Source organism: Mesorhizobium sp. B2-1-3A (assembly GCF_006442655.1).
Taxonomy (GTDB): Bacteria; Pseudomonadota; Alphaproteobacteria; order Rhizobiales; family Rhizobiaceae; genus Mesorhizobium.
On record NZ_VFWK01000003.1, the window covers coordinates 250,827 to 271,665 of the forward strand.

Consider the following 20,839-nt stretch of genomic DNA (forward strand, 5'->3'; position numbering starts at 1 on the left):
AAAAGCCGCGCTGGTCGCCCGGCGCGGCTTTGTCTCGTCTGGCCAGCAGGCTATTTCGTCTGGAAGCGGGCCACCGACATGAACTTGACGGCGTTGCCCGTGAACCGGTTGGCGTCGGCCACCTGGTTGCTCGGCTGGAAGCCGGCCGTATAGACCTCGCTCGGCGGCGTATGCACGATGTTGTAGGCGTAGCCCGGCGCCGTCGTCGCACTCGAAGCGGTGGCGACGTTCTCGCCGCTGGTCAGCGCCCAACGGGCGGCCTGGGGCGCTGCTGCGACCACCATGGCCCTGGGGCCGGGCTTCTGGTCACGGGCGGTGGCCCTGGCTTCCTTGCGGGTCGTCTTCACGCCGGCGCCGATCGCGGCGGCCGGATCGGAACCGGCCGGGCGGGCGGCAACCGCCTGGCGTGGCGATGCTGCATCGACACCTGACGGATCGTTGAAGGCCGAGCGCGGTTCTTCCGACAGCGACGCAACCTTGTATTCGTCGGCATTGCCGACCTGGGCATTGGCCTCGTCGAGCACGGCCTTGACGGCGTCCGGCTTGGCCGGCTCGGGACGCGCCGTCGGCAGCACCGAGAACGCATCGGACGCGGTCTTGCCCTGTTCGGCCGTATCCGCCAGCGCCATCAGCACATCCTTGCTGGGCGGCGGTGCGAGATCGGCCGGAAGCGTGCGTTCGGGACGCCACGTCGGCAAGGGGATGTTGTTGACGGCAACCTGCGCCGGATCGGCCGCCGCCGTCACAGTGGTGGGATCAGCCTTGCTGAACGGCATGTTCGCCGGCGCCTGCGCGGTCGCCACGGCCTGTTCGGTGGTCGCAGTCGCGTCCGCCATGGCGAACGGAACATTCTCAGGCTGCGCACCGACATCGGCCTTCGGCCGCGGCGCGAAATCGGGCAGCGGAATCTCCTTGGCCGGCAGCGCGGCGATGATCGTTTCCGGCGTGTCCTTCACCGGTTCCGGAGCCTGCTCGTCGGCAATCTGCGGGATGTTGGCGCGCTGCGCGTTCTCGGGCGCGACGATGGCGATGCCCGGCAGGTTGCTGCTCTTGGCGGTCGCGGCCGGCTTCAGGTTTCTAGGCTTGGGCGCAGGGGCAGCCGAAGCGGTCTCGACGTCGGCGCTGTCGTCGGCTTCATCGTCGCCGCCACCGCCGAAGAAGGCGGAGAGGAAGCCACCGGACTTCTTGCCGCTGCCGCCGGCGCTCGCAAGCTCGACATTGGGCGTACCGGCACCCTTGCGCGCCTTGTAGGCGGCCATTGCCTGCTCATAGCCCGGCAGCGGGCGGCCGTCGCTCGGCACATGCAGGGTCTTGCCGTTGGGGAACAGGCTGACCAGTTCCTGCCGGCTGATGCCGGGCCAGTGGCGCACATTGCCGACATCCATATGGACGAACGGCGAACCGGAGGTCGGATAGTAGCCGACGCCGCCGCCCTGCATCTTCAGGCCGATGTTGCGCAGCTTCTTCAGCGGCACGCCGGGAATGTAGAAATCCATCGCCTTGCCGAGCATGTGCTGGCTCTTCTCGGCGACACCGCGGCTGCGGCTGCGCAGCATCGAGTTGGTCGACGGAGAACGGTAGCCGCAGACGACCTGGATATAGTCGGTGGCGCCGCTTTCGCGATATGCCTCCCAGACCAGGTCCAGCAGGCGCGGATCCATCTTGGTCGGCTCGTTGCGGCGCCAGTCGCGCAGGATGATGTTGATCTTCCTCAGGCCCTCCGGATCGTAGCGGCCATTGCGCTTGTAGACGATCTCCGCCTTCTCGTGCGTGTGGAGGTGGTAGAGCTTCAGCGAACGAACTTCGGCCTGGGCGCCGGTGGCGGCCGCGGCAACAAAACCAAAAGCGACAATCACCGCTGCCAGCCATCTCGGCCAGACGCTCAGATGATGATGCCGCCCGTTTGTGAGTCGTTCGATTCTGTTCAAATCAAAAGGCCTTGCAGGCTGCCGTTTGTCCCCGGATTTGCCCAAACGGACGTGTGGTTTTCACATCCGAATATCAATCCTAATGGTTAATCATCGCTTATTGAAGCCGAAATGCGGTAACACCATGGCGATATCCCGTCAAAAATTGTTCACAAGGTTTCTTGGTAAACCGCTGGTTTAGATCAGGATTCCGGCTTTTGACAGAACACGATCTGTTACCATTAGCCTTAATGCGTGAACAGAGCTGTCCACGGGCTTGCCATATTCCGGCCGAACCCCGCTGACAGCGGGACAAACTCTGGCATCGCAAGCTGGTCCCGGCCTTGCGTCCGATGCATGTTGCCCAAACGTGGCCTCGGTTTCGGGGCGAACGACATGCACGGGGACATGGCCTGACACGCGGCGGCTATCCGGTTCGGCGCGATGCGATTTAGGACGCCAGCCGTTCCACGCGGCCGGTCTCCGGGTCGATGCCGTATTCCTTGAGCTTGCGGTAAAGCGTCGAACGGCCGATGCCGAGGCGGCGCGCGACTTCGCTCATCTGGCCGTTGTAATGGTCGATGGCAAGCTTGATCATCTCGAGTTCGACGTCGGCGAGCGCCCGCACATTGCCGCGTTCATCGAGCGCCCGCAGGGTGCCGAAGCGAGGCTGAAGCCGGGGGGGCAGTTCGGCCTCGGCCATCGAGGCTGCCTCGCCGGCCAGGATATCATCGTCGCGAGGTTCCAGCGGCGGTGGCGTGGCGACATCCGTTTCGAGATTGACGGTACCTTCGACCTGCGCCCGGATCTGTGGAAAATCATCGACATCGAGCACGTCGCCTTCACACAGCACCGAAGCGCGGAAGACGGCGTTTTCCAGCTGCCGGATGTTGCCGGGCCAGTCATAGGCCTGCAGCACGGCAAGTGCCGGCGCCGAAATGCCTTGCAGGCGATGGCGCGGGTCGGCCGGTGCCACCTTCTCCATGAAATGCGTGACCAGGTGCGGAATGTCGTCGCGGCGGTCGCGCAGCGGCGGCACGAAGATCGGATAGACATTCAGCCGGTAGAACAGATCCTCGCGGAACTTGCCGTCCTTGACCTGCTGCAGGAGGTTGCGGTGCGTCGCCGAAATCAGCCTTATGTCGACCTTGACGGTCGAGCGGCCGCCGACCGGATCGACCTCGCCCTCCTGCACGGCGCGCAACAGCTTGACCTGGACGTCGAGTGGCAAGTCGCCGATCTCGTCGAGGAACAGCGTGCCCGTATGCGCTTCGACGAACTTGCCGGTGTGCTTGTCGGTGGCGCCGGTGAACGAGCCCTTCTCGTGGCCGAACAGGATCGATTCGACCAGATTGTCGGGGATGGCGCCGCAATTGACGGTGACGAAAGGCTTCGAGCGGCGGTCGCCGCTGCCCTGGATGGCGCGTGCCACCAGCTCCTTGCCGACGCCGGATTCGCCTTCGATCAGGATCGGGATGTTGGAGGCGGCCGCTTTCTGGCCAAGCCGTATCACCCTGTCCATGGCCGGGCTGTGGGTGATCATGTCCCTGAAGGTCAGCAGTCCGCCGCGCCTGCGCGATGTGCGCTTGACCTCGCCCTCGACCGCTTCGACCTTGAGCGCGTTGGCGATCGACGCCTGCAGCCTGTCGGGCGACGCCGGCTTGACGACGAAATCGAAGGCGCCATGGCGCATCGCCGACACAACGGTTTCGATGCCGCCCTGGGCGGTCTGGACGATGACCGGGACGGTGATGTCGCGTTCACGCATCGCCTGCAGCACGCCGATGCCGTCGAGGCCGGGCATGACCAGATCGAGGATCACCACCGAAACGTCGCGGGCCGTTGGCCCGTCGAGCACTTCGAGGCCGGCGGCACCGCCGTCGACGACGATCGCCGGGTGGCCGAAGCGCGTCACCGCGGCCTCGAGCAGCCGGCGCTGCACGGGATCGTCATCGACTATGAGTATGGAACCTGTCATGACTGTCTTGATTTGCCCGCGCCCGAAATCCCCATGGATCATCTTGGCACAGGGTTCTAAACAAGGTTTCAAAAAACCCGGTGAACGAATTCCTTAGGATTTGACCGGCTTCTCCATTCTCCCCGATTCTGGCCACTTGATTCTGACCCCGTGATTCACAGAAGGTATGTCGATGCGCATGATGTTTGGTCGGCGGCTTGCGGCACCAGCGTCCGGTCAGGGCGCGGCCGAGCTTGGCGATCTGCCGGAATGGAACCTTGCCGACCTCTATGCCGGCATGGAAGCCCCGGAACTGAAGCGTGACATCGCCAGGGCCGCCGCCGACGCGATCGCTTTCGAGACCCGCTGGAAGGGTACGCTCGCGGCCGAGGCCGGGCGCGGCAACGCCGGCAAGCTGGGCGAGGCACTGGTGGCCTACGAGGCGCTGGAGGAACTGATCGGGCGCATCGTCTCCTATGCCGGCCTGGTCTACGCCGGCAATACCGCCGACCCGCAGCGCGCCAAGCTCTATGGCGACATCCAGGAGAGGATGACCGACGCCAGTGCGCATCTTCTGTTCTTCGCGCTCGAACTGAACCTGATCGATGACGCCGCGATCGAAAGCGCGCTGGCCGGCGATCCCGCTTTCGGCCACTACCGGCCCTGGGTGCTCGACCTGCGCATGGACAAGCCCTACCAGCTCGAGGATCGTGTCGAGCAGCTTTTCCATGAGAAGTCGATCACCGGACGCGGCGCCTGGAACCGCCTGTTCGACGAGACGATGACCGACCTTCGCTTCGACATCGATGGCGAGGAATTGACACTGGAGCCGGCGCTCAACCGTTTGCAGGATGCCGACGGCGAGGTGCGCCGCCGCGCCGCCGAGGCGCTGGCCGCGACCTTCCGCAAGAATTTGCGCACCTTCACGCTGATCACCAACACGCTGGCCAAGGACAAGGAAATATCCGACCGCTGGCGCGGCTTCGAGGACATCGCCGATTCACGCCATCTCGCCAACCGTGTCGAGCGCGGCGTGGTCGATGCGCTCGCCGCCGCGGTGCGCGAGGCCTATCCGCGCCTGTCGCACCGCTACTACGCCATGAAGGCGCGGTGGCTCGGCATGGAGGTGATGAACCACTGGGATCGCAACGCACCACTGCCGGAGACGCCGCAAGCGGTGATCGGCTGGGACGAGGCCAGGAACACCGTGCTGTCCGCCTATCAGAGCTTCTCGCCCGAGATGGCCGAGATCGCGCGCACCTTCTTCGACCGCAATTGGATCGACGCCCCGGTAAGGCCCGGCAAGTCGCCTGGCGCCTTTGCCCATCCGACCGTGCCGTCGGCGCACCCCTATGTGCTGCTCAACTACATGGGCAAGCCGCGCGATGTGATGACGCTGGCGCATGAGCTCGGCCACGGCGTGCATCAGGTGCTGGCCGCCGGCCAGGGCGCGCTGATGGCCTCGACGCCGCTGACGCTGGCCGAGACCGCTTCCGTGTTCGGCGAGATGCTGACCTTCCGCTCGCTTCTCGAGCGGACCACCGACAGGCGTGAGCGCAAGGCCATGCTCGCCCAGAAGGTCGAGGACATGATCAACACGGTGGTGCGCCAGATCGCCTTCTACGAATTCGAGCGCAAGGTGCATGCCGAGCGCCGCAACGGCGAACTGACGTCCGACAGGCTCGGCCAGTTCTGGCTGGAAGTGCAGGCCGAAAGCCTGGGGCCCGCGATCAAGCTGCGCGAAGGCTACGAGGTCTTCTGGACCTACATCCCGCACTTCATCCATTCGCCCTTCTACGTCTATGCCTATGCTTTCGGCGACTGCCTGGTGAACTCGCTCTACGCGGTCTACCAGAATGCCGAGCGCGGCTTCCAGGACAAGTATTTCGAGATGCTGCGCGCCGGCGGCACAAAGCATCATTCGCAGCTTCTGGCGCCCTTCGGCCTCGACGCCACCGATCCCGCCTTCTGGCAGATCGGACTTGGCGTGATCAGCGGCCTGATCGACGAACTGGAATCCCTCGACAGCTGAGACGCGTCTCGCATCGGCAGAACAGTTTAGCCGGAATGCATGTTGGGATTGCAGTATTCTTGCGCTAAATATTTGTTCTTGAAGAACTCTAGGCAGAAGTTTTTCCCATAGCTTTCCGTAAGCTCTATGATAGCCTTCGCTCCAAGCTCAGCCGGAGCGCATGCGGATCGGCGAGGGAAATCCTAGCCGGCCGTGCCGCTCAGGCGAACGCGACAACGGCCGTTGGCCATGGGCAAGCAAAGCCGATTGCCAACAGCTCGAACCGAAGCCGGCTGTTCTGCGAACCCGCGGAAACATCACCGAGTAGTCCATCGCCGAAGGTCATGACCCACGGCAGACGGATCTGACTGGAGAGAGACAATGGGCACTTTTTTCTACGTGGTCCTGGCGTTCCTGGTAGGCGTGTTGGTTGGCTGGTTCATCTGGGGTCGCCTGCGTGGCGAACTCGACAGCCTTCGCGGCGACCTCGACCGAACCCGCGGCGAGCGCGACCGGCTGCGTGCCGACAGCGACCGGCTGACCGGCGAACTGAATGCATGCGGCAAGACCCGCGCCGACCTCGAGCGCCAGTTGCGCGACGCGCAGGCTTCAACGGGTGGCGGAGCAAAGGCCGCCAGCCAACCCCCGGCAGCCCTGCTGTCGACGCCGGCCGCCGCCAAATCCGCTCCGCCCGCGGCCAAGGCTGCGCCTGCCAAACCTGCAGCGCCGGCAAAAGCCGCCGCCACCAAGTCGGCGGCGCCGAAGCCAGCGGCCGCCAAACCCGCTGCAAGCAAAACCGCGGCCTCCGCCGCTTCCTCGGCAAAGAGCTCGGCCCCGCCCAAGCCGGCAGCCGCCAAGAAGGCCGCACCGGCGGCAGCCAAGCCTGCGGCGGGCAAGCCCGACAATCTGCGCCGGCTGATCGGTATCGGCCCGGTCAACGAGAAGCTGCTCAAGGCGCAGGGCGTCACCACCTTCGCCCAGATCGCCGCCTGGACAGCAGCCGACATCAAGCGGATCGAGGACGTGATGAACTTCGACGGCCGCATCGCGCGCGAACACTGGATCGAGCAAGCCAAGCTGCTCGCCGCCGGTGACGAGAAGGAATTCGCCAAGCAGTTTCCGACAGCCGGGACTGCCAGCAACACCTGAACCGCACAGGCAGATCACCAAGCCGGCGGGGCCACAGGCCCCGCCGATTTCTTTTTGGCGGGCAAGGCCGCCAAGAGGTCGGCTTTGAGGGGCAAGGTGCCGTTCCCTCGATTGCACGCGGGCGGCCCCCCATATAGAGCGATCGACGGCTTCATCGATCCTGGTCCCCATGTCCCTGCCCGCCGCCATTTTCCGCAACGACGAAAGCGCGCGCCAGCTCGTTTTCGACCGGCCGGCCGACATCATCGTGGCGCATGAGGCGCGTGATTTCCTGCCGGCGCTGGAAGCAGCGCAGGCCGCGCACGACGCCGGCAAATGGCTGGCCGGCTATTTCTCCTATGAGGCGGGCTACCTGCTCGAGCCGAAACTCGTTCCCTTGCTGCCGGGCCGGCGCCGCGCACCGCTGATCTGCCTCGGCGTCTTCGACGCTCCGGTCGAGGACGCCGTGCCGCCACGCAACGAAACGGCCACCAACGGCCCGATCTTCGATGCAAGGGCGGCCTGGTCGTTCGAGGATTACGAGAAGCGTTTCTCGCGGCTGCATCAACACATCAGGCAAGGTGATTGCTACCAGGGCAATCTGACCTTCCCGGTGCAGGCGCAATGGTCTGGCGACCCGCTTGCCGCCTTCGATGCGCTGACCGAACGCCAGCCGGTGAAGTATGGCGCGCTGGTGGCGCTTGGCGATCCCATCGTGCTGTCGCGCTCGCCCGAACTGTTCTTCGAGATCAACGCGGCCGGGATGATCGAGACGCATCCGATGAAGGGGACGGCCCCGCGCGGCGCGACCAGGGACGAGGACGAGCGGCAGAAGACCTTCCTGCGCCATGACGAGAAGAACCAGGCCGAGAACCGGATGATCGTCGACCTCTTGCGCAACGACATCTCGCTGATCAGCGAGGTCGGCACACTGGAGGTGCCCGAACTGTTCCGCATAGAGAGCTACCCGACCGTCCACCAGATGGTGAGCGATGTAAGGGCGAAGCTGCTGCCTGGCCTCACCATCCGCCAGATCTTCGCGGCTTTGTTTCCCTGTGGCTCGATCACCGGGGCGCCGAAGATCCGCGCCATGGAGATCCTGCACGATCTGGAAGGCACGCCGCGCGACGTCTATTGCGGCGCCATCGGCTGGATCGCGCCCGGCGGCACGATGCGCTTTTCCGTGGCGATCCGCACCATATCGCTCTTTGCCAGCGGCGAGGCCGTCTACAATGTCGGCGGCGGCATCGTCTTCGATTCGACGGCGCAGGAGGAGTATCAGGAGTGTCTGCTCAAGGCCCGCTTCGCGACGGGGACCCCGCCGATTTCGAGCTGATCGAGACCATGCGCTGGCAGCCCGAGACCGGCTTCCTGCGCTTCGACCGCCACCTTGCGCGCCTCTATGGCTCGGCGGCGGAACTCGGCTTTGACTGCGATCCGCAAAAGGTTGGCGCCGTGCTGGGCGACGCGGTCGACGGCGCCCGTACCGCCATGCGCACGCGGCTCGCCTTGGCGCGCAACGGCGAAGCCACCGCCTCGGCGCAACCCTACGAACCGCTCGCCGCCGACAAGGTCTGGGTGCTGCGGCTGGCACGGACCAGGCTCGATTCGAGCAATACGCTGCTGCGCCACAAGACAAGCCGGCGCCAGCTCTACACCCATGCCCGATCCGAATATCTCGTCACCCAGGCCGACGAGGTGATCCTGGCCAATGAGCGCGGCGAGATCTGCGAAGGCACCATCACCAATGTCTTCGCCGATTTCGGCGACGGCGTGCTGGCTACGCCCCGGCTGGACTGCGGCCTGCTGCCTGGCGTATTGCGCGCCGCGCTTCTGGATGAAGGCCGGGCGGCGGAAGCAATCTACACCTTTGACGATCTGAAGTCGGCCAAGGCTCTCTTTGTCGGCAATTCGCTGCGCGGCTTGATCCCCGCAAGGCTGGTGTGACCGGGAGAACGCCATGTTCGTCGTTTCGCTGAACTACAAGGTGCCTCTGACCGAGATCGACCGCCTGCAGGCGGCGCATGTCGAATGGCTGAAGGCCTGCTATGCAGAGGGCGTCTTCATTGCCTCCGGACCGAAGAAGCCGAGGACCGGCGGCATCATCGTCGCCCAATGCTCGCGCGAGATCCTCGATGCCAGGCTGGCCGCGGACCCCTTCGCCAAGGCAGGCGCCGCGGACTACGACGTCACCGAATTCCTGGCGAGGATGACCGCCGCCGGTCTCGAAGCCTTCAAGGAAGCATGAGCTTGGTCGAAGCCCTGCCCACCCATACCCCCTATGACGGTTCCTCGAAGCTGTTCAACATCGGGCTGAAGCCGCTGGACCCCGCGAACTGGATCGAGGTCGATGGTCATCTCCTGCCCTATCTCGCCGAGAAGCGCCGGCTTTATGCCGAGATTCCCGAACGGGTTTTCGTAGAGGAAGACGGCACGCGAGACGCCCAGCAGGAAGTGCTCGACTTGCTCGGCGCCTATCTGCCGGAGCGATTTCCGCGCACCCATCGCCGCACCGATGCGGGCATCGAGCTGGTGGGCGCCGCGAACCACCCTGCTTTGCCTATGGGTCTCGCCGACGCGCCGCTGGTCGCGGCCTCGCTGCTGGTCCAGGAGGACCTGATCCTGATGCGCCGCGACGACAGCGGCTGGCGGCTCGCCGCCGGCTCGCTGTGCTTTCCCTCGTCCTGGTCGCTGCTCGAAAAATTCGGCAAGCCGTTGCAACAGATTCACGAGCCGGTACCCGGCTTCGGCCCGGGCACGCGTCCCGCCGAACTCATCACCCGCATGTTCGACGGCCTGCAGGGCCAGGCGATCGAGCGCTTCAACTGGTCGATCCAGGCCGACAATGCGCTCTACCATCCCTTGTCCAATGTCGAGCGCATCGACCGTGCCACCAGCCGGCCGACACGGTTCCCCGATGGTGACGTCAAGGCGCACGCCTTCATCCGCGTCGAGCGCCAGACGCTGCGCAAGCTGCCCGCCTCGCGCGACATCCTGTTCACCATCCGCATCCACCTCGACCCGTTCGCCGTGCTGGAGCGGCACCCGGACCGGGCGACGCTTGCTCTGTCCTTTGCCGCCCAGCTCGAAGCGCTCGATCTCGACCAGCTCGACTACAAGGGCCTGACATCGGACCGCGACCGGCTGATCGAACATTTGAAGACGATGGCCGGCTGAAGCCGGCTACAGGCTGCCCGCCAGGAAATCGACGAATGTCCTTGCCCTGACGCTGGCCTTGCGTCCGGCTGGAAACAGCGCCCACAATTCGACAGGCGGCAGCGCCCAGTCGACCAGGATCGGCCGCACGGCACCGCTGCGCAGCTCCGCGTCGAACATCCATTCGGAGCCGACCGTGAAGCCGATGCCGGCAAGCACCGCCTCACGTATCCCTTCGGCGGAAGTCACGCGCAGCCGCCCTTGGCCGGCAAGCGAAACCTCTTCGGCGCCGCGCCGGAACGTCCAGCGGCTGGAAGTGCCTGCCCGGACGAAAAGGATCGCCTCGTGCCGCGACAGCTCATCCGGCGCGATGGGTTCGCCCTCGCGTGCCAGGTAGGAGGGTGCCGCTACCACCAGACGACGACAGGTGGCGATCTTGCGCCCGATATGAGCGGGGGCGAAGCTTTCACCCAGACGCAGCATGACATCCACCCCTTCCTCGACGAGGTCGACGTTCCTGTCGTCCATCGCCACCTCGACGTCTAGCCTTGGGTGAGCGTCCAGGAAGGCTTTCAGCTTCGGCACGACATGCAGGCGGCCGAAGGTTACCGACGTACCGATGCGCAGCAAACCGGTAAGCGCCGCCGCGGTGCCACGCGCCGCGTTCTCCGCTTCGTCGGCCTCGTCGACCGCGCGCTTGGCGCCTTCATAGAAGCTGAGGCCGGCATCGGTCGGCGAGAGACCTCGGGTGGTGCGCGACAGCAGGCGAACGCCGAGTCGTTCCTCAAGCTGCGCGATGGCCTTCGAGACGGCTGGCTGCCCGACGCGCAAATGCCGCGCTGCCGCCGAGAACGAGCCGGTTTCGATGACCCTTATGAAGGTGCTCATCACCATGAGCCTGTCCATCTATTCCACCTTGGAATTAGTTATATGGTTTTATTCACTCTACCTGACCCATCCAGGAATGGCCAATTGGCGGTTGTCAAATCCATCCATCCATTCGGAGAACCAAAATGGGCAAGCTCAACAACAAGGTCGCCATCGTCACCGGTGCCGCGCGAGGCATCGGTGCGGGCATCGCCAAACGGCTGGCGGCGGAAGGCGCCGCCGTCGTCGTCAACTACGCCTCCAGCCGCGAGGCTGCGGAACGCGCGGTCAAGGAGATCGTCGCCGCCGGCGGCAAGGCGACCGCGGTTCAGGGCGACGTGGCCGAGGCCGCCGAAGTCGAGAAGATGTTCGAGGTCGCCGAGATCGCATTCGGCAAGCCAAGCATTCTGATCAACAACGCCGCGACCGCCAGCTTCGGCACTTTCGAGGAAGCCAGTGAGGCGGACTATCGGCGGCTGTTCGACACCAACGTGCTGGGCACGATCCTGACCACCAAGGCGGCCATGCGCCATTTCCCCGAGACTGGCGGCAGCATCGTCAACATCGGCACGATCTCGAGCTGGAACCCGGTGCCGAACACCAGCCTCTATTCCGCCAGCAAAGCGGCGATCGATACGCTGACGCTCAGCTTGTCGAGAGAACTCGGAGCCCGCAACATCCGTGTCAACATCGTGGCTCCTGGCTATACCCACACCGAAATGACCGAAGGCATGGTCGGCACCGATTTCGGCAATATGCTGATCGCCGGCGTCCCCCTTGGCCAGCGCTTCGGCAAGCCGGACGACATCGCCCCGACAGTGGCCTTCCTCGCCTCGGACGAGGCGGCGTGGCTGACCGGCGAACGCATCAACGCGTCCGGCGGCGCTCGCTGATACGACGCCGGCTCAACATCCGCCATCGGGCAGGCAATGGCCTCCCGGTGGCCTCGCCGAGCACTTCCAAAGCGGCGTTCCCAGGCGTTTCGCTGCTTTTCCCTTTATTGTGACAATGATCTATGGTTTGTCGCGCCGCGGCCAAGCGGCTGTTCTGGAGTGATTTTTAAGGAGTGCTCGATAAAATGGCGAATGAAAACTGGCCAGTCTACGGCGAGATCACCGGCCCTGTGGTGATGATCGGCTTCGGCTCGATCGGACGGGGAACGCTGCCTCTCATCGAGCGCCATTTCAAGTTCGACAAGTCGCGCATGACGGTCCTTGATCCGCGCGACACTGACCGCAAGCTGCTCGACGAGCGCGGCATCGCCTTCGTCCAGGAAGCAGTGACCGAGAAGAACTACAAGAAGCTTCTGACGCCGCTGCTGACCAATGGCGGCGGCCAGGGCTTTTGCGTCAATTTGTCGGTCGACACCGGCTCGGTCGACCTGATGCGGCTCTGCCGCAAGCTCGGCGTGCTCTACATCGACACCGTCGTCGAGCCTTGGCTTGGATTCTATTTCGACGCCAACGCCGACAATGCCAGCCGCACCAACTATGCGCTGCGCGAATCGCTGATCAAGGAAAAGCAGGACAAACCGGGCGGCGCTACGGCGGTTTCCACCTGCGGCGCCAATCCCGGCATGGTCTCGTGGTTCGTCAAGCAGGCGCTGGTGAACCTCGCCACCGATCTTGGCCTTGAGTTTTCCGAGCCCGCACAGGAAGACCGCGAGGGCTGGGCGAAGCTGATGAGGAAGGCCGGCGTCAAGGGCATCCATATCGCCGAACGCGACACCCAGCGCGCCAAGAAACCAAAGCCGATGGATGTGTTCTGGAACACCTGGTCGGTCGAGGGCTTCATCTCCGAAGGCCTGCAGCCGGCCGAACTCGGCTGGGGCACGCATGAGAAATGGATGCCGAAGAACGCCAAGAAGCACAAGCACGGCTCCAAGGCCGCGATCTATCTGGAGCAGCCCGGCGCCAACACGCGTGTGCGTTCCTGGTGCCCGACGCCGGGCCCGCAATACGGCCTGCTGGTGACGCACAACGAGGCGATCTCGATCGCCGATTTCTTCACCGTGCGCTCCAAGAAGGGCAAGGTGCAATACCGGCCGACCTGCCATTACGCCTACCATCCCTGCAACGACGCGATGCTGTCGCTGGACGAGATGTTCGGTGCCGCCGGCAAGCCTCAGCCGGTACACCATGTGCTTGACGAGAACGAGTTGGTCGACGGCGTCGACGAACTCGGCGTCCTGCTCTACGGCCACGACAAGAATGCCTACTGGTTCGGCTCGCACCTCTCGCTCGCCGAGGCGCGCAAGCTGGCGCCTTATCAGAACGCCACTGGCATGCAGGTCACCTCGGCGGTTCTGGCAGGCATGGTCTGGGCCCTGGAAAATCCGGACGCCGGCATCGTCGAGGCGGACGAGATGGACTACCGGCGCTGTCTGGAAGTGCAGTCGCCCTATCTCGGGCCGGTCGAAGGCCATTACACCGACTGGACGCCGCTCGACAAACGCCCGGGGCTCTTCCCCGAGGACCTCGACCGCAGCGATCCGTGGCAATTCCGCAACATCCTCGTCCGATAGCATCGCGCACACCCTGCGCCATTGCCTTGCAATCGCCCGGAAATCGGGCGATTGAAGAGATGCGGCCTGGGGCAGCGTGCGTCTTGCGGGACGCATGCCCGTTCCAGCACTTTGGACGTTCGCATCATGCCTTCCAAAATCGAATCCGATTTTTGGGCCGGTGCGTTTGGAGAGGATTTCAGATGACTATTGCGCGCAAAATTCTTTCGATGGGCGTGGCGGGTTCCTTTGCCGTGATGCTCGCTGCCTGCACCACAAGCGGTCCCGATGCGCCGCCGATGGCAGCCGCGCCGAAAGGCGTCGAGGGCTCGTGGATCGATGCCAAGGGCACCGGCCTGTCGACGCTGACAGGTGGTAAATTCACGACCGTCGCCACCGACACCGGCCAGAAGCTGGCCGATGGCAGCTACACGATGACCGGCGCCACCTCGGTCGAGATCAACGGCACGTCGCTGATCCGTCAGACGCCGGTCAGCTTCAACTGCCTGCTGGTGTCCACCAGCCAGCTGAACTGCACCAGTTCATCCGGCCAGAACTTCGTGCTAACGCGACGCGCCTGAACCGGCGAACACAGGACTCATCGGGGACGGCGGCCACTGGCCGCCGTTCTTTTTTGCGCCCCGGGCTTTCACCAGAACTTTCGCCAGAAAATACCCCCGGTTTTTCACCCGAAAATACCCCAGGTTTTTCGCAAGAAAATACCGACGGCATTTCTGCTTGCGTCAGCCGGAACGCGATGGGAACATGGTCAAAACGCTGGCTGTTATATCCCAGTCAAGCAAGGGCGTTAAACGCTTCTGATCAGCCTACCGGGAGACGAAGATGAAGAAGATTGCCGCCATTCTGGCCCTGTCCGCATCGGCGCTTGGCCTGTCGGCCGGCGCATCTTTTGCCGACTACACATTGAACATTCTGCATTTCAATGACTGGCACAGCCGCATCGAAGGCAACAACAAATACGAGTCGACCTGTTCGGCCGACGAGGAGACCAAGGGCGAGTGCATCGGCGGCGCCGGCCGGTTGATCACGGCGATCGCCCAGGAACGCAAGAAGCTCGAAGGGCAGAACGTGCTGCTGCTCAATGCGGGCGACAGTTTCCAGGGATCGCTGTTCTACACCACCTACAAGGGCGCCGTCGAAGAGGAATTCCTCAATCAGTTGAAACCCGACGCGGTGACGCTCGGCAACCACGAATTCGACGACGGCGAGAGCGCGCTGGTGCCTTACCTGGACAAGGCGAAGTTCCCGATCGTCAGTGCCAATGTCGTGCCCAACGACAAGTCCGGGGCGGCGGGCAAGATCAAGCCGTCGATCGTCGTCGAGGTCGGTGGACAGAAGATCGGCATTGTCGGTGCCGTCACCAACGACACGCCCGAGCTCGCTTCCCCCGGCCCGAACATCGCCATCGCGGACGACGTCAAGTCGATCACGGCGGAAGTCGAGAAGCTGAAGGCGCAAGGCGTCAACAAGATCATCGCGGTGACCCATATCGGCTACAACAGGGAGCGCGATGTCATCGCCAAGATCCCGGGCATCGACGTGGTTGTCGGCGGCCACAGCCATACGCTTTTGTCCAACACCGATCCGAAGGCGCTAGGCCCCTACCCGACGATGGTCGACAACCCGGACGGCTACAAGGTGCCGGTGGTGCAGGCGGCGTCCTATTCGAAATATCTCGGCGAGTTCAAGGTGGTGTTCGACGACAATGGCGTCGTCAAGTCGGCGAGCGGCGACCCCATCTATCTCGACAAGTCGATCACGCCCGATCCCGCCGTGCTCGCCCGCATCAAGGAACTCGGCGCCCCGATCGAGGCCCTGAAGAACAAGGAAGTGGCCGAGACCACCGACGTCATCGACGGCAGCCGCGAGAATTGCCGCGCCAAGGAATGCGCGATGGGCAACCTCGTCTCCGACGCCATACTCGACCGCGTCAAGGGACAGGGCGTCGAGATCGTCATCTCCAATGGCGGCGGGCTGCGCGCCTCGATCGACAAGGGCACCGTCACCATGGGTGAGGTGCTGACCGTGCTGCCGTTCCAGAACACGCTGGCCACCTTCCAGATTTCCGGCAAGGACCTGGTCGCCGGCCTCGAAGGCGGTCTTAGCCAGATCGAGGACGGCGCCGGCCGCTTCCCGCAGGTGGCGGGCCTCAAATATTCCTTCGACAAGTCGGTCGCGCCCAATGCGGGCCGCGTCAAATCCGTCGAGGTCATGGAGAACGGCGCCTGGGCGCCGATCAATCCCGACAAGGACTATCTCGTCGCCACCAACAATTACGTGCGCCAGGGCGGCGACGGCTACAAGGTCTTCGCCGACAAGGCCAAGAACGCCTACGATTACGGCCCCGGCCTCGAACAGGTCGTTGCCGATTACCTCGGTGCCCACCGGCCTTACACACCCAAGCTCGACGGCCGCATCACCGAGATCGCCGCGACTGTCGCGGCGGCACCCGCCGCCGAGCCGACCAAGCCAGCCGAACCCGCAAAGCCGGCGGAGACGGCGCCGGCCGAGGCCGCGAAACCGGCAGAACCGGCAAAGCCCGCCGAGGTTGCACCCGCGATGCCCGAACTGCCTGCCAACTCGGGCGACATCGCCAACACGCCACCGGCAATCGCGACAGAGGCAGCGCCTCCCCCGCCGGCACCCGCTGCTCCAGCCCCTGCACCAGCCGAACCGGCAAAACCGGCCGAAGCTGCTCCTGCGCCGGCGGCACCCGTCCCAGCGGAACCCGCAAAGCCTGCTGAACCGGCTGAAGCCGCACCGGCAACAGGCAGCCATGTCATCGTTACCGGCGATACCTACTGGGATCTGGCAAAGAAGGCCTATGGCGACGCCACCAAGTGGAAACTCATCTATGACGCCAACAAGGGTCAAAGGCCGCACCGGCTTACCCTCGGCGCGACGCTGACCATCCCGCCGAAATAACACCGCTTCAGGGTTCTTCGACGCAAAACCCGTCCGGGAAACCGGGCGGGTTTTGCGTTTTCAGGTAAGGTGCGGCCAGACGCTGCATTGAAAACCGGCGTGGCATCGCTAGTTTCGCGCCGTGTTCGGAGACCAATTATGACGCTTTCCACTCCTGTCGACCCCAAAGCCGTGAAGGCCTCCGGTCCGCAGCCTACCGGATCCCAACCGGCCGAGGCCGGCAAGGTCGGCGTCATGCTGGTCAATCTCGGCACGCCCGACGGCACCGAGTTCAAGCCGATGTGGCGTTATCTCAGGGAATTCCTGTCCGATCCGCGCGTCATCGAGCTCAACAAGGCGATCTGGTATCCGATCCTCTATGGGCTCGTGCTCACCACGCGGCCGAAGAAGTCGGGCGCCAATTACGCAAGGATCTGGAACCAGGAGAAGAACGAGTCGCCGCTACGCACCTACACGCGCGCCCAGGGCGAAAAGCTGGCCGAGACGTTGCGCGACCTGCCCAATGTCGTCGTCGACTGGGCGATGCGCTACGGCAACCCTTCGACGGCAAGCGTTGCCCAAAGGCTGGTTGCCCAGGGTTGCGACCGCATAGTTTCGTTTCCGCTCTACCCCCAGTACTCCGCCACCACGACGGCCACGGCCAATGACCAGCTGTTTCGCGCGCTGATGAACATGCGGGCGGCACCGGCCATCCGCAGCGTTCCGCCCTATTATGCCGAGCCCGTCTACATCGAAGCGCTGGCCCACTCGATCAAGCGGCATCTGGCGAGCCTCGATTTCGAGCCGGAGGTGGTCATCACCTCTTATCACGGCATCCCGAAACCCTATTCCGACAAGGGCGACCCCTACCAGGCGCATTGCCTGGAAACGACGCGGCTGCTGCGCCAAAGGCTCGGCTGGAGCGAGAGCAGGCTCATCACCACCTTCCAGTCGCGTTTCGGCGCCCAGGAATGGCTGCAGCCTTACACCGACAAGACCGTGGAGAAACTCGGCAAGGACGGCGTGAAATCGATCGCCATCGTCAATCCCGGCTTTTCCGTCGACTGCATCGAGACGCTGGACGAGATCGGCCGCGAGGCGGCCGAGACGTTTCATCACGCCGGCGGCAAGAATTTCGCCCACATCCCTTGCCTCAACGACAGCGCCGAAGGCATGGCGGTGATCGAGGCGATGGTGCGGCGCGAACTGTCCGGCTGGGTCTAGAAGAAATTCCAGGAAAAGTGTGAAATGGTTTTCCGTCCGGAATTTCGTCAAACAAAGAGTTAGAGCGGCTCGCCGTTTCCGTGAAGCGGTGAGCCGCTCTGACACCGGAACAACAGCCACTCCGGGGCGTTGAGCCGCACCTTCCGGAGAATTCGATGCCCCGCAAACTCGACCTCAGAACTGGCCGGACCGTCTGGTCCGCCTACCGGGCGCCGGCCGTGCCGACGTCGGCGCTGGCCCGGGACGTCAAGACCGACGTCCTGATCATCGGCATGGGCATCAGCGGCGCCATGATGGCAGAGGCGCTGACGGCGGATGGTCACTCCGTGATCTGCATCGACCGGCGTGGGCCGCTCAAGGGTTCGACCGCAGCGACCACCGCGCTCGTCCAGTTCGAAATCGACCAGCCGCTTTCAATGCTCTCGAAGATGATCGGCAGGGCCCGCGCCGAGCAGGCCTGGCGGCGCTCGCGGCTCGCGGTTTCCAACCTGGCTGGCCGTATCGAGGATCTCGCAATCGACTGTCGCCTGCGCCGCACCCAGTCGCTCTATCTGGCTGGCACGATGCTCGGCCCCTCGGAACTTCGCGATGAAGCCGAAGCGCGGCGGCAAGCGGGCATTGCCGTGTCCTATCTGACACCGCGGCCTCTGGCGGAGACATTCGGCATCGACCGCGATGGCGCCATCCTCAGCCATGGCAATATCGCGCTCGACCCGCGCAAGCTGACGGCCGGGCTGTTGCTCAAGGCGTTGGAGCGAAAGGCACGGCTTTACGCTCCCGTCGAAGCGACGGCGATCAAGGACAGTACCGGCGAGGTGGTCGTGGCCACAAAGGACGGCCCGACCATCACCGCACGGCAGGTTGTTCTGGCCACTGGCTATGAACTGGTCGACATCGTGCCGGCGGCCGCACACCAGATCATCTCGACCTGGGCGATCGCAACCCGCCCGCAACCGGGAAAGCTCTGGCCGGGCGCGGCATTCATCTGGGAAGCGTCGGACCCCTACCTCTACGTCAGGGCGACCGCCGACGGTCGCGTCATCTGCGGCGGCGAGGACGAGGATTTTGTCGACGAGACGCGGCGCGATGAACTGATCGCCGACAAGGCCGCACGCATCGCCGAAAAGCTTGGCCTTGTATTTCCGCAACTCGATGTCAGGCCCGAATTCGCCTGGACCGGCTCCTTCGGCACAACCACCACCGGCCTGCCCTATATCGGAGCCATCCCCAGGCATCCTCGCATCCATGCCGTCATGGGTTATGGCGGCAATGGCATCACTTTCTCGCGTATCGCTTCCGAAATTGTTTCCGCTTCGATCAAAGGGATGACCGACACGGATGCAGAGCTGTTCGCTTTCAACCGTTGATTGCAAACCTGCAAACAATCCCTCATCACCTGATTGTAACGCACCTGAAACACACTTAAGTCTTTGGTGAAGTCGGCTGCGCGGGAATGGCTCTCGCGGCCCGCTTCTGAGGGAGAGCCAAATGGATTTCAGTGGTTTCGATATTGCGATCATTGTTCTTGTCGCGCTTGTCGTGCTGGTGCTGTTCAAAGGCATCAAGACAATTCCGCAAGGCTATAACTATACCGTCGAACGCTTTGGTCGTTATACCAAGACACTGAGCCCCGGCCTCAACATCATCACGCCGTTCGTCGACCGCATTGGCGCCAAGATGAACATGATGGAGCAGGTGCTCGACGTTCCGAGCCAGGAGATCATCACCCGCGACAACGCCATCGTCGGTGTCGACGGCATCGCCTTCTACCAGATCCTCAATGCGGCACAGGCCGCCTATCAGGTTGCCGGCCTGCAGAACGCCATCCTCAACCTGACGATGACCAATATCCGTACCGTCATGGGCTCGATGGACCTCGATGAGCTCTTGTCGAACCGCGACGCCATCAACGAGCGCCTGCTGCGCGTCGTCGACGAGGCGGCGCATCCGTGGGGTATCAAGATCACACGCGTCGAGATCAAGGACATCAACCCGCCGGCAAACCTCATCGAATCGATGGGCCGCCAGATGACCGCCGAGCGTAACAAGCGTGCGCAGATCCTCGCCGCCGAAGGCCTCAAGCAGTCGCAGATCCTGGAGGCCGAAGGCCGCAAGGAAGCCGCTTTCCGCGACGCCGAGGCGCGCGAACGTTCGGCCGAGGCCGAAGCCCGCGCCACCCAGGTGGTGTCTGAAGCCATTTCCAAGGGCGACGTGCAGGCGCTGAACTATTTCGTCGCCCAGAAATACACCGAGGCCCTGACCAGAATCGGTTCGGCCACCAACAGCAAGGTGGTGCTGATGCCGCTGGAAGCCTCGTCGCTGATCGGCACGCTTGGCGGCATTGGCGAGATCGCCAAGGAAGTCTTCCGCAGCGAAGGCACGACCGGCGCCCAGCGCCAGGCCGCCCGCCCGCCCGTCGTGCGGCCGAACGAAAACTGAGTCCATAGGAGGTCCCTCTTATGTTCGATCGCGTCATCTCCGAACTCGGACCCTGGACCTGGATGGTTCTGGGCTTCGTCCTGCTGGTCATGGAAATCATCGCGCCGGGCATCTTCATGCTCTGGATCGGCATTGCTGCCCTGATCATCGCCGCAATATCGCTGCTGATCTGGGATGCGGCGATCTGGACCTGGCAGGTTCAGGTCCTCGCCTTCCTGGCGCTGTCGCTGCTCTCGGCCTATGTCGGCAAGCGATGGGTCAGCCGGCGCCACGACCCGACGGACCAGCCGCTGCTCAATCGGCGCGGCGCCCAACTGGTCGGCAGGATGGCAACGCTTGCCGAACCGATCCGGGACGGCCGTGGCCGCATCAAGCTTGGCGACACGCTATGGCGTGTCTCCGGCCCCGACCTGCCGGCCGGCACGCAGGTGCGTGTCACCGGGGCAGCCGATACCGACCTGGAACTGACGGTGGAGCGGGTCTGATTTTTTCACAGCAGACCACCTCGCTAGAGCAATTCCAGGAAAAGTGTGAAACGGTTTTCCGTCCGGAATTGCGTAAAAACAAATAGTTAGAGCGGTTCTGCGATTCCGTGAAACGCTGAACCGCTCTAGGTGTGTCGAGATTCAGGTCCAGTCGAAAACGGTGGCTTCCGAGAACCGGAGCGGAGCGTACTTTTGTACGTGAGCTCAGTTCTACTGCGACGCAGTAGAACGAGGAAG

General features: G+C 63.8%; 17 protein-coding genes. 14 read left to right on the plus strand and 3 right to left on the minus strand.

Annotated elements, in window-relative coordinates:
- Nucleotides 1-50: 50 nt before the first annotated feature.
- Nucleotides 51-1,856: a DUF882 domain-containing protein gene (locus tag FJ977_RS12570; protein WP_246683042.1), complete on the minus strand. Its 1,806-nt coding sequence runs from the start codon at nt 1,854-1,856 to the stop codon at nt 51-53.
- Between the two features lie 502 nt (nt 1,857-2,358).
- Entirely contained in the window at nt 2,359-3,885 is a 1,527-nt protein-coding gene (locus tag FJ977_RS12575) for a sigma-54 dependent transcriptional regulator (RefSeq protein ID WP_140771817.1), read from the minus strand.
- 172 nt (nt 3,886-4,057) lie between these two features.
- On the opposite strand from FJ977_RS12575, the gene FJ977_RS12580 reads away from it, so the two are divergent.
- The 6 genes from FJ977_RS12580 (at nt 4,058) to FJ977_RS12605 (ending at nt 10,180) form a co-directional block, all read left to right on the plus strand.
- Complete coding sequence (locus FJ977_RS12580) at nt 4,058-5,896, plus strand: M3 family oligoendopeptidase (RefSeq protein ID WP_181179799.1); 1,839 nt, start codon at nt 4,058-4,060, stop codon at nt 5,894-5,896.
- Between the two features lie 360 nt (nt 5,897-6,256).
- The gene (locus tag FJ977_RS12585) at nt 6,257-7,024 is read left to right on the plus strand and encodes a proton-conducting membrane transporter (protein WP_140771819.1); all 768 of its coding nucleotides are present in this window, start codon (nt 6,257-6,259) and stop codon (nt 7,022-7,024) included.
- Nucleotides 7,025-7,193: 169 nt separating this feature from the next.
- Entirely contained in the window at nt 7,194-8,339 is a 1,146-nt protein-coding gene (locus FJ977_RS12590; RefSeq protein WP_140771821.1) for an aminodeoxychorismate synthase component I, read from the plus strand.
- Complete coding sequence (locus tag FJ977_RS12595; protein ID WP_140771823.1) at nt 8,288-8,950, plus strand: aminotransferase class IV family protein; 663 nt, start codon at nt 8,288-8,290, stop codon at nt 8,948-8,950. Before FJ977_RS12590 ends, FJ977_RS12595 begins: the two co-directional genes overlap by 52 nt.
- Before the next feature lie 13 nt (nt 8,951-8,963).
- Complete coding sequence (locus tag FJ977_RS12600; RefSeq protein WP_140771825.1) at nt 8,964-9,251, plus strand: YciI family protein; 288 nt, start codon at nt 8,964-8,966, stop codon at nt 9,249-9,251.
- Nucleotides 9,248-10,180, plus strand: a complete 933-nt coding sequence (locus FJ977_RS12605; protein WP_140771826.1) for a DUF3445 domain-containing protein — start codon at nt 9,248-9,250, stop codon at nt 10,178-10,180. The genes FJ977_RS12600 and FJ977_RS12605 overlap by 4 nt, the downstream gene beginning before the upstream one ends.
- 6 nt (nt 10,181-10,186) lie before the next feature.
- Here FJ977_RS12605 and FJ977_RS12610 read toward each other — a convergent pair whose 3' ends face one another.
- Nucleotides 10,187-11,065 carry a LysR family transcriptional regulator gene (locus tag FJ977_RS12610; protein ID WP_140771828.1) on the minus strand — a complete coding sequence of 293 codons (879 nt, stop codon included), beginning with the start codon at nt 11,063-11,065 and terminating at the stop codon, nt 10,187-10,189.
- Nucleotides 11,066-11,172: 107 nt separating this feature from the next.
- Between FJ977_RS12610 and FJ977_RS12615 the strand changes: the two genes are divergently transcribed.
- From FJ977_RS12615 to FJ977_RS12650, 8 genes are all read left to right on the plus strand, one after another.
- Nucleotides 11,173-11,919 carry a glucose 1-dehydrogenase gene (locus FJ977_RS12615; RefSeq protein WP_140771830.1) on the plus strand — a complete coding sequence of 249 codons (747 nt, stop codon included), beginning with the start codon at nt 11,173-11,175 and terminating at the stop codon, nt 11,917-11,919.
- Nucleotides 11,920-12,104: 185 nt separating this feature from the next.
- Nucleotides 12,105-13,550, plus strand: a complete 1,446-nt coding sequence (locus FJ977_RS12620) for a homospermidine synthase (protein ID WP_140771832.1) — start codon at nt 12,105-12,107, stop codon at nt 13,548-13,550.
- Between the two features lie 182 nt (nt 13,551-13,732).
- Nucleotides 13,733-14,110, plus strand: a complete 378-nt coding sequence (locus FJ977_RS12625) for a hypothetical protein (protein ID WP_056577483.1) — start codon at nt 13,733-13,735, stop codon at nt 14,108-14,110.
- A 262-nt stretch (nt 14,111-14,372) separates the two neighbouring features.
- Nucleotides 14,373-16,475 (plus strand): bifunctional metallophosphatase/5'-nucleotidase, encoded by a 2,103-nt coding sequence (locus FJ977_RS12630; RefSeq protein WP_140771834.1) that lies wholly within the window; start codon nt 14,373-14,375, stop codon nt 16,473-16,475.
- A 138-nt stretch (nt 16,476-16,613) separates the two neighbouring features.
- A complete protein-coding gene (hemH, locus tag FJ977_RS12635; RefSeq protein WP_140771836.1) occupies nt 16,614-17,678 on the plus strand; it encodes a ferrochelatase in 1,065 nt (354 codons plus the stop codon).
- 155 nt (nt 17,679-17,833) lie between these two features.
- Nucleotides 17,834-19,045 carry an FAD-binding oxidoreductase gene (locus FJ977_RS12640; protein WP_140771838.1) on the plus strand — a complete coding sequence of 404 codons (1,212 nt, stop codon included), beginning with the start codon at nt 17,834-17,836 and terminating at the stop codon, nt 19,043-19,045.
- A 121-nt stretch (nt 19,046-19,166) separates the two neighbouring features.
- On the plus strand, nt 19,167-20,117 hold the full coding sequence (locus FJ977_RS12645; RefSeq protein ID WP_140771840.1) for an SPFH domain-containing protein: 951 nt from the start codon (nt 19,167-19,169) through the stop codon (nt 20,115-20,117).
- Nucleotides 20,118-20,137: 20 nt separating this feature from the next.
- A complete protein-coding gene (locus tag FJ977_RS12650) occupies nt 20,138-20,602 on the plus strand; it encodes an NfeD family protein (protein ID WP_056577499.1) in 465 nt (154 codons plus the stop codon).
- The last annotated feature ends 237 nt before the right edge of the window (nt 20,603-20,839 follow it).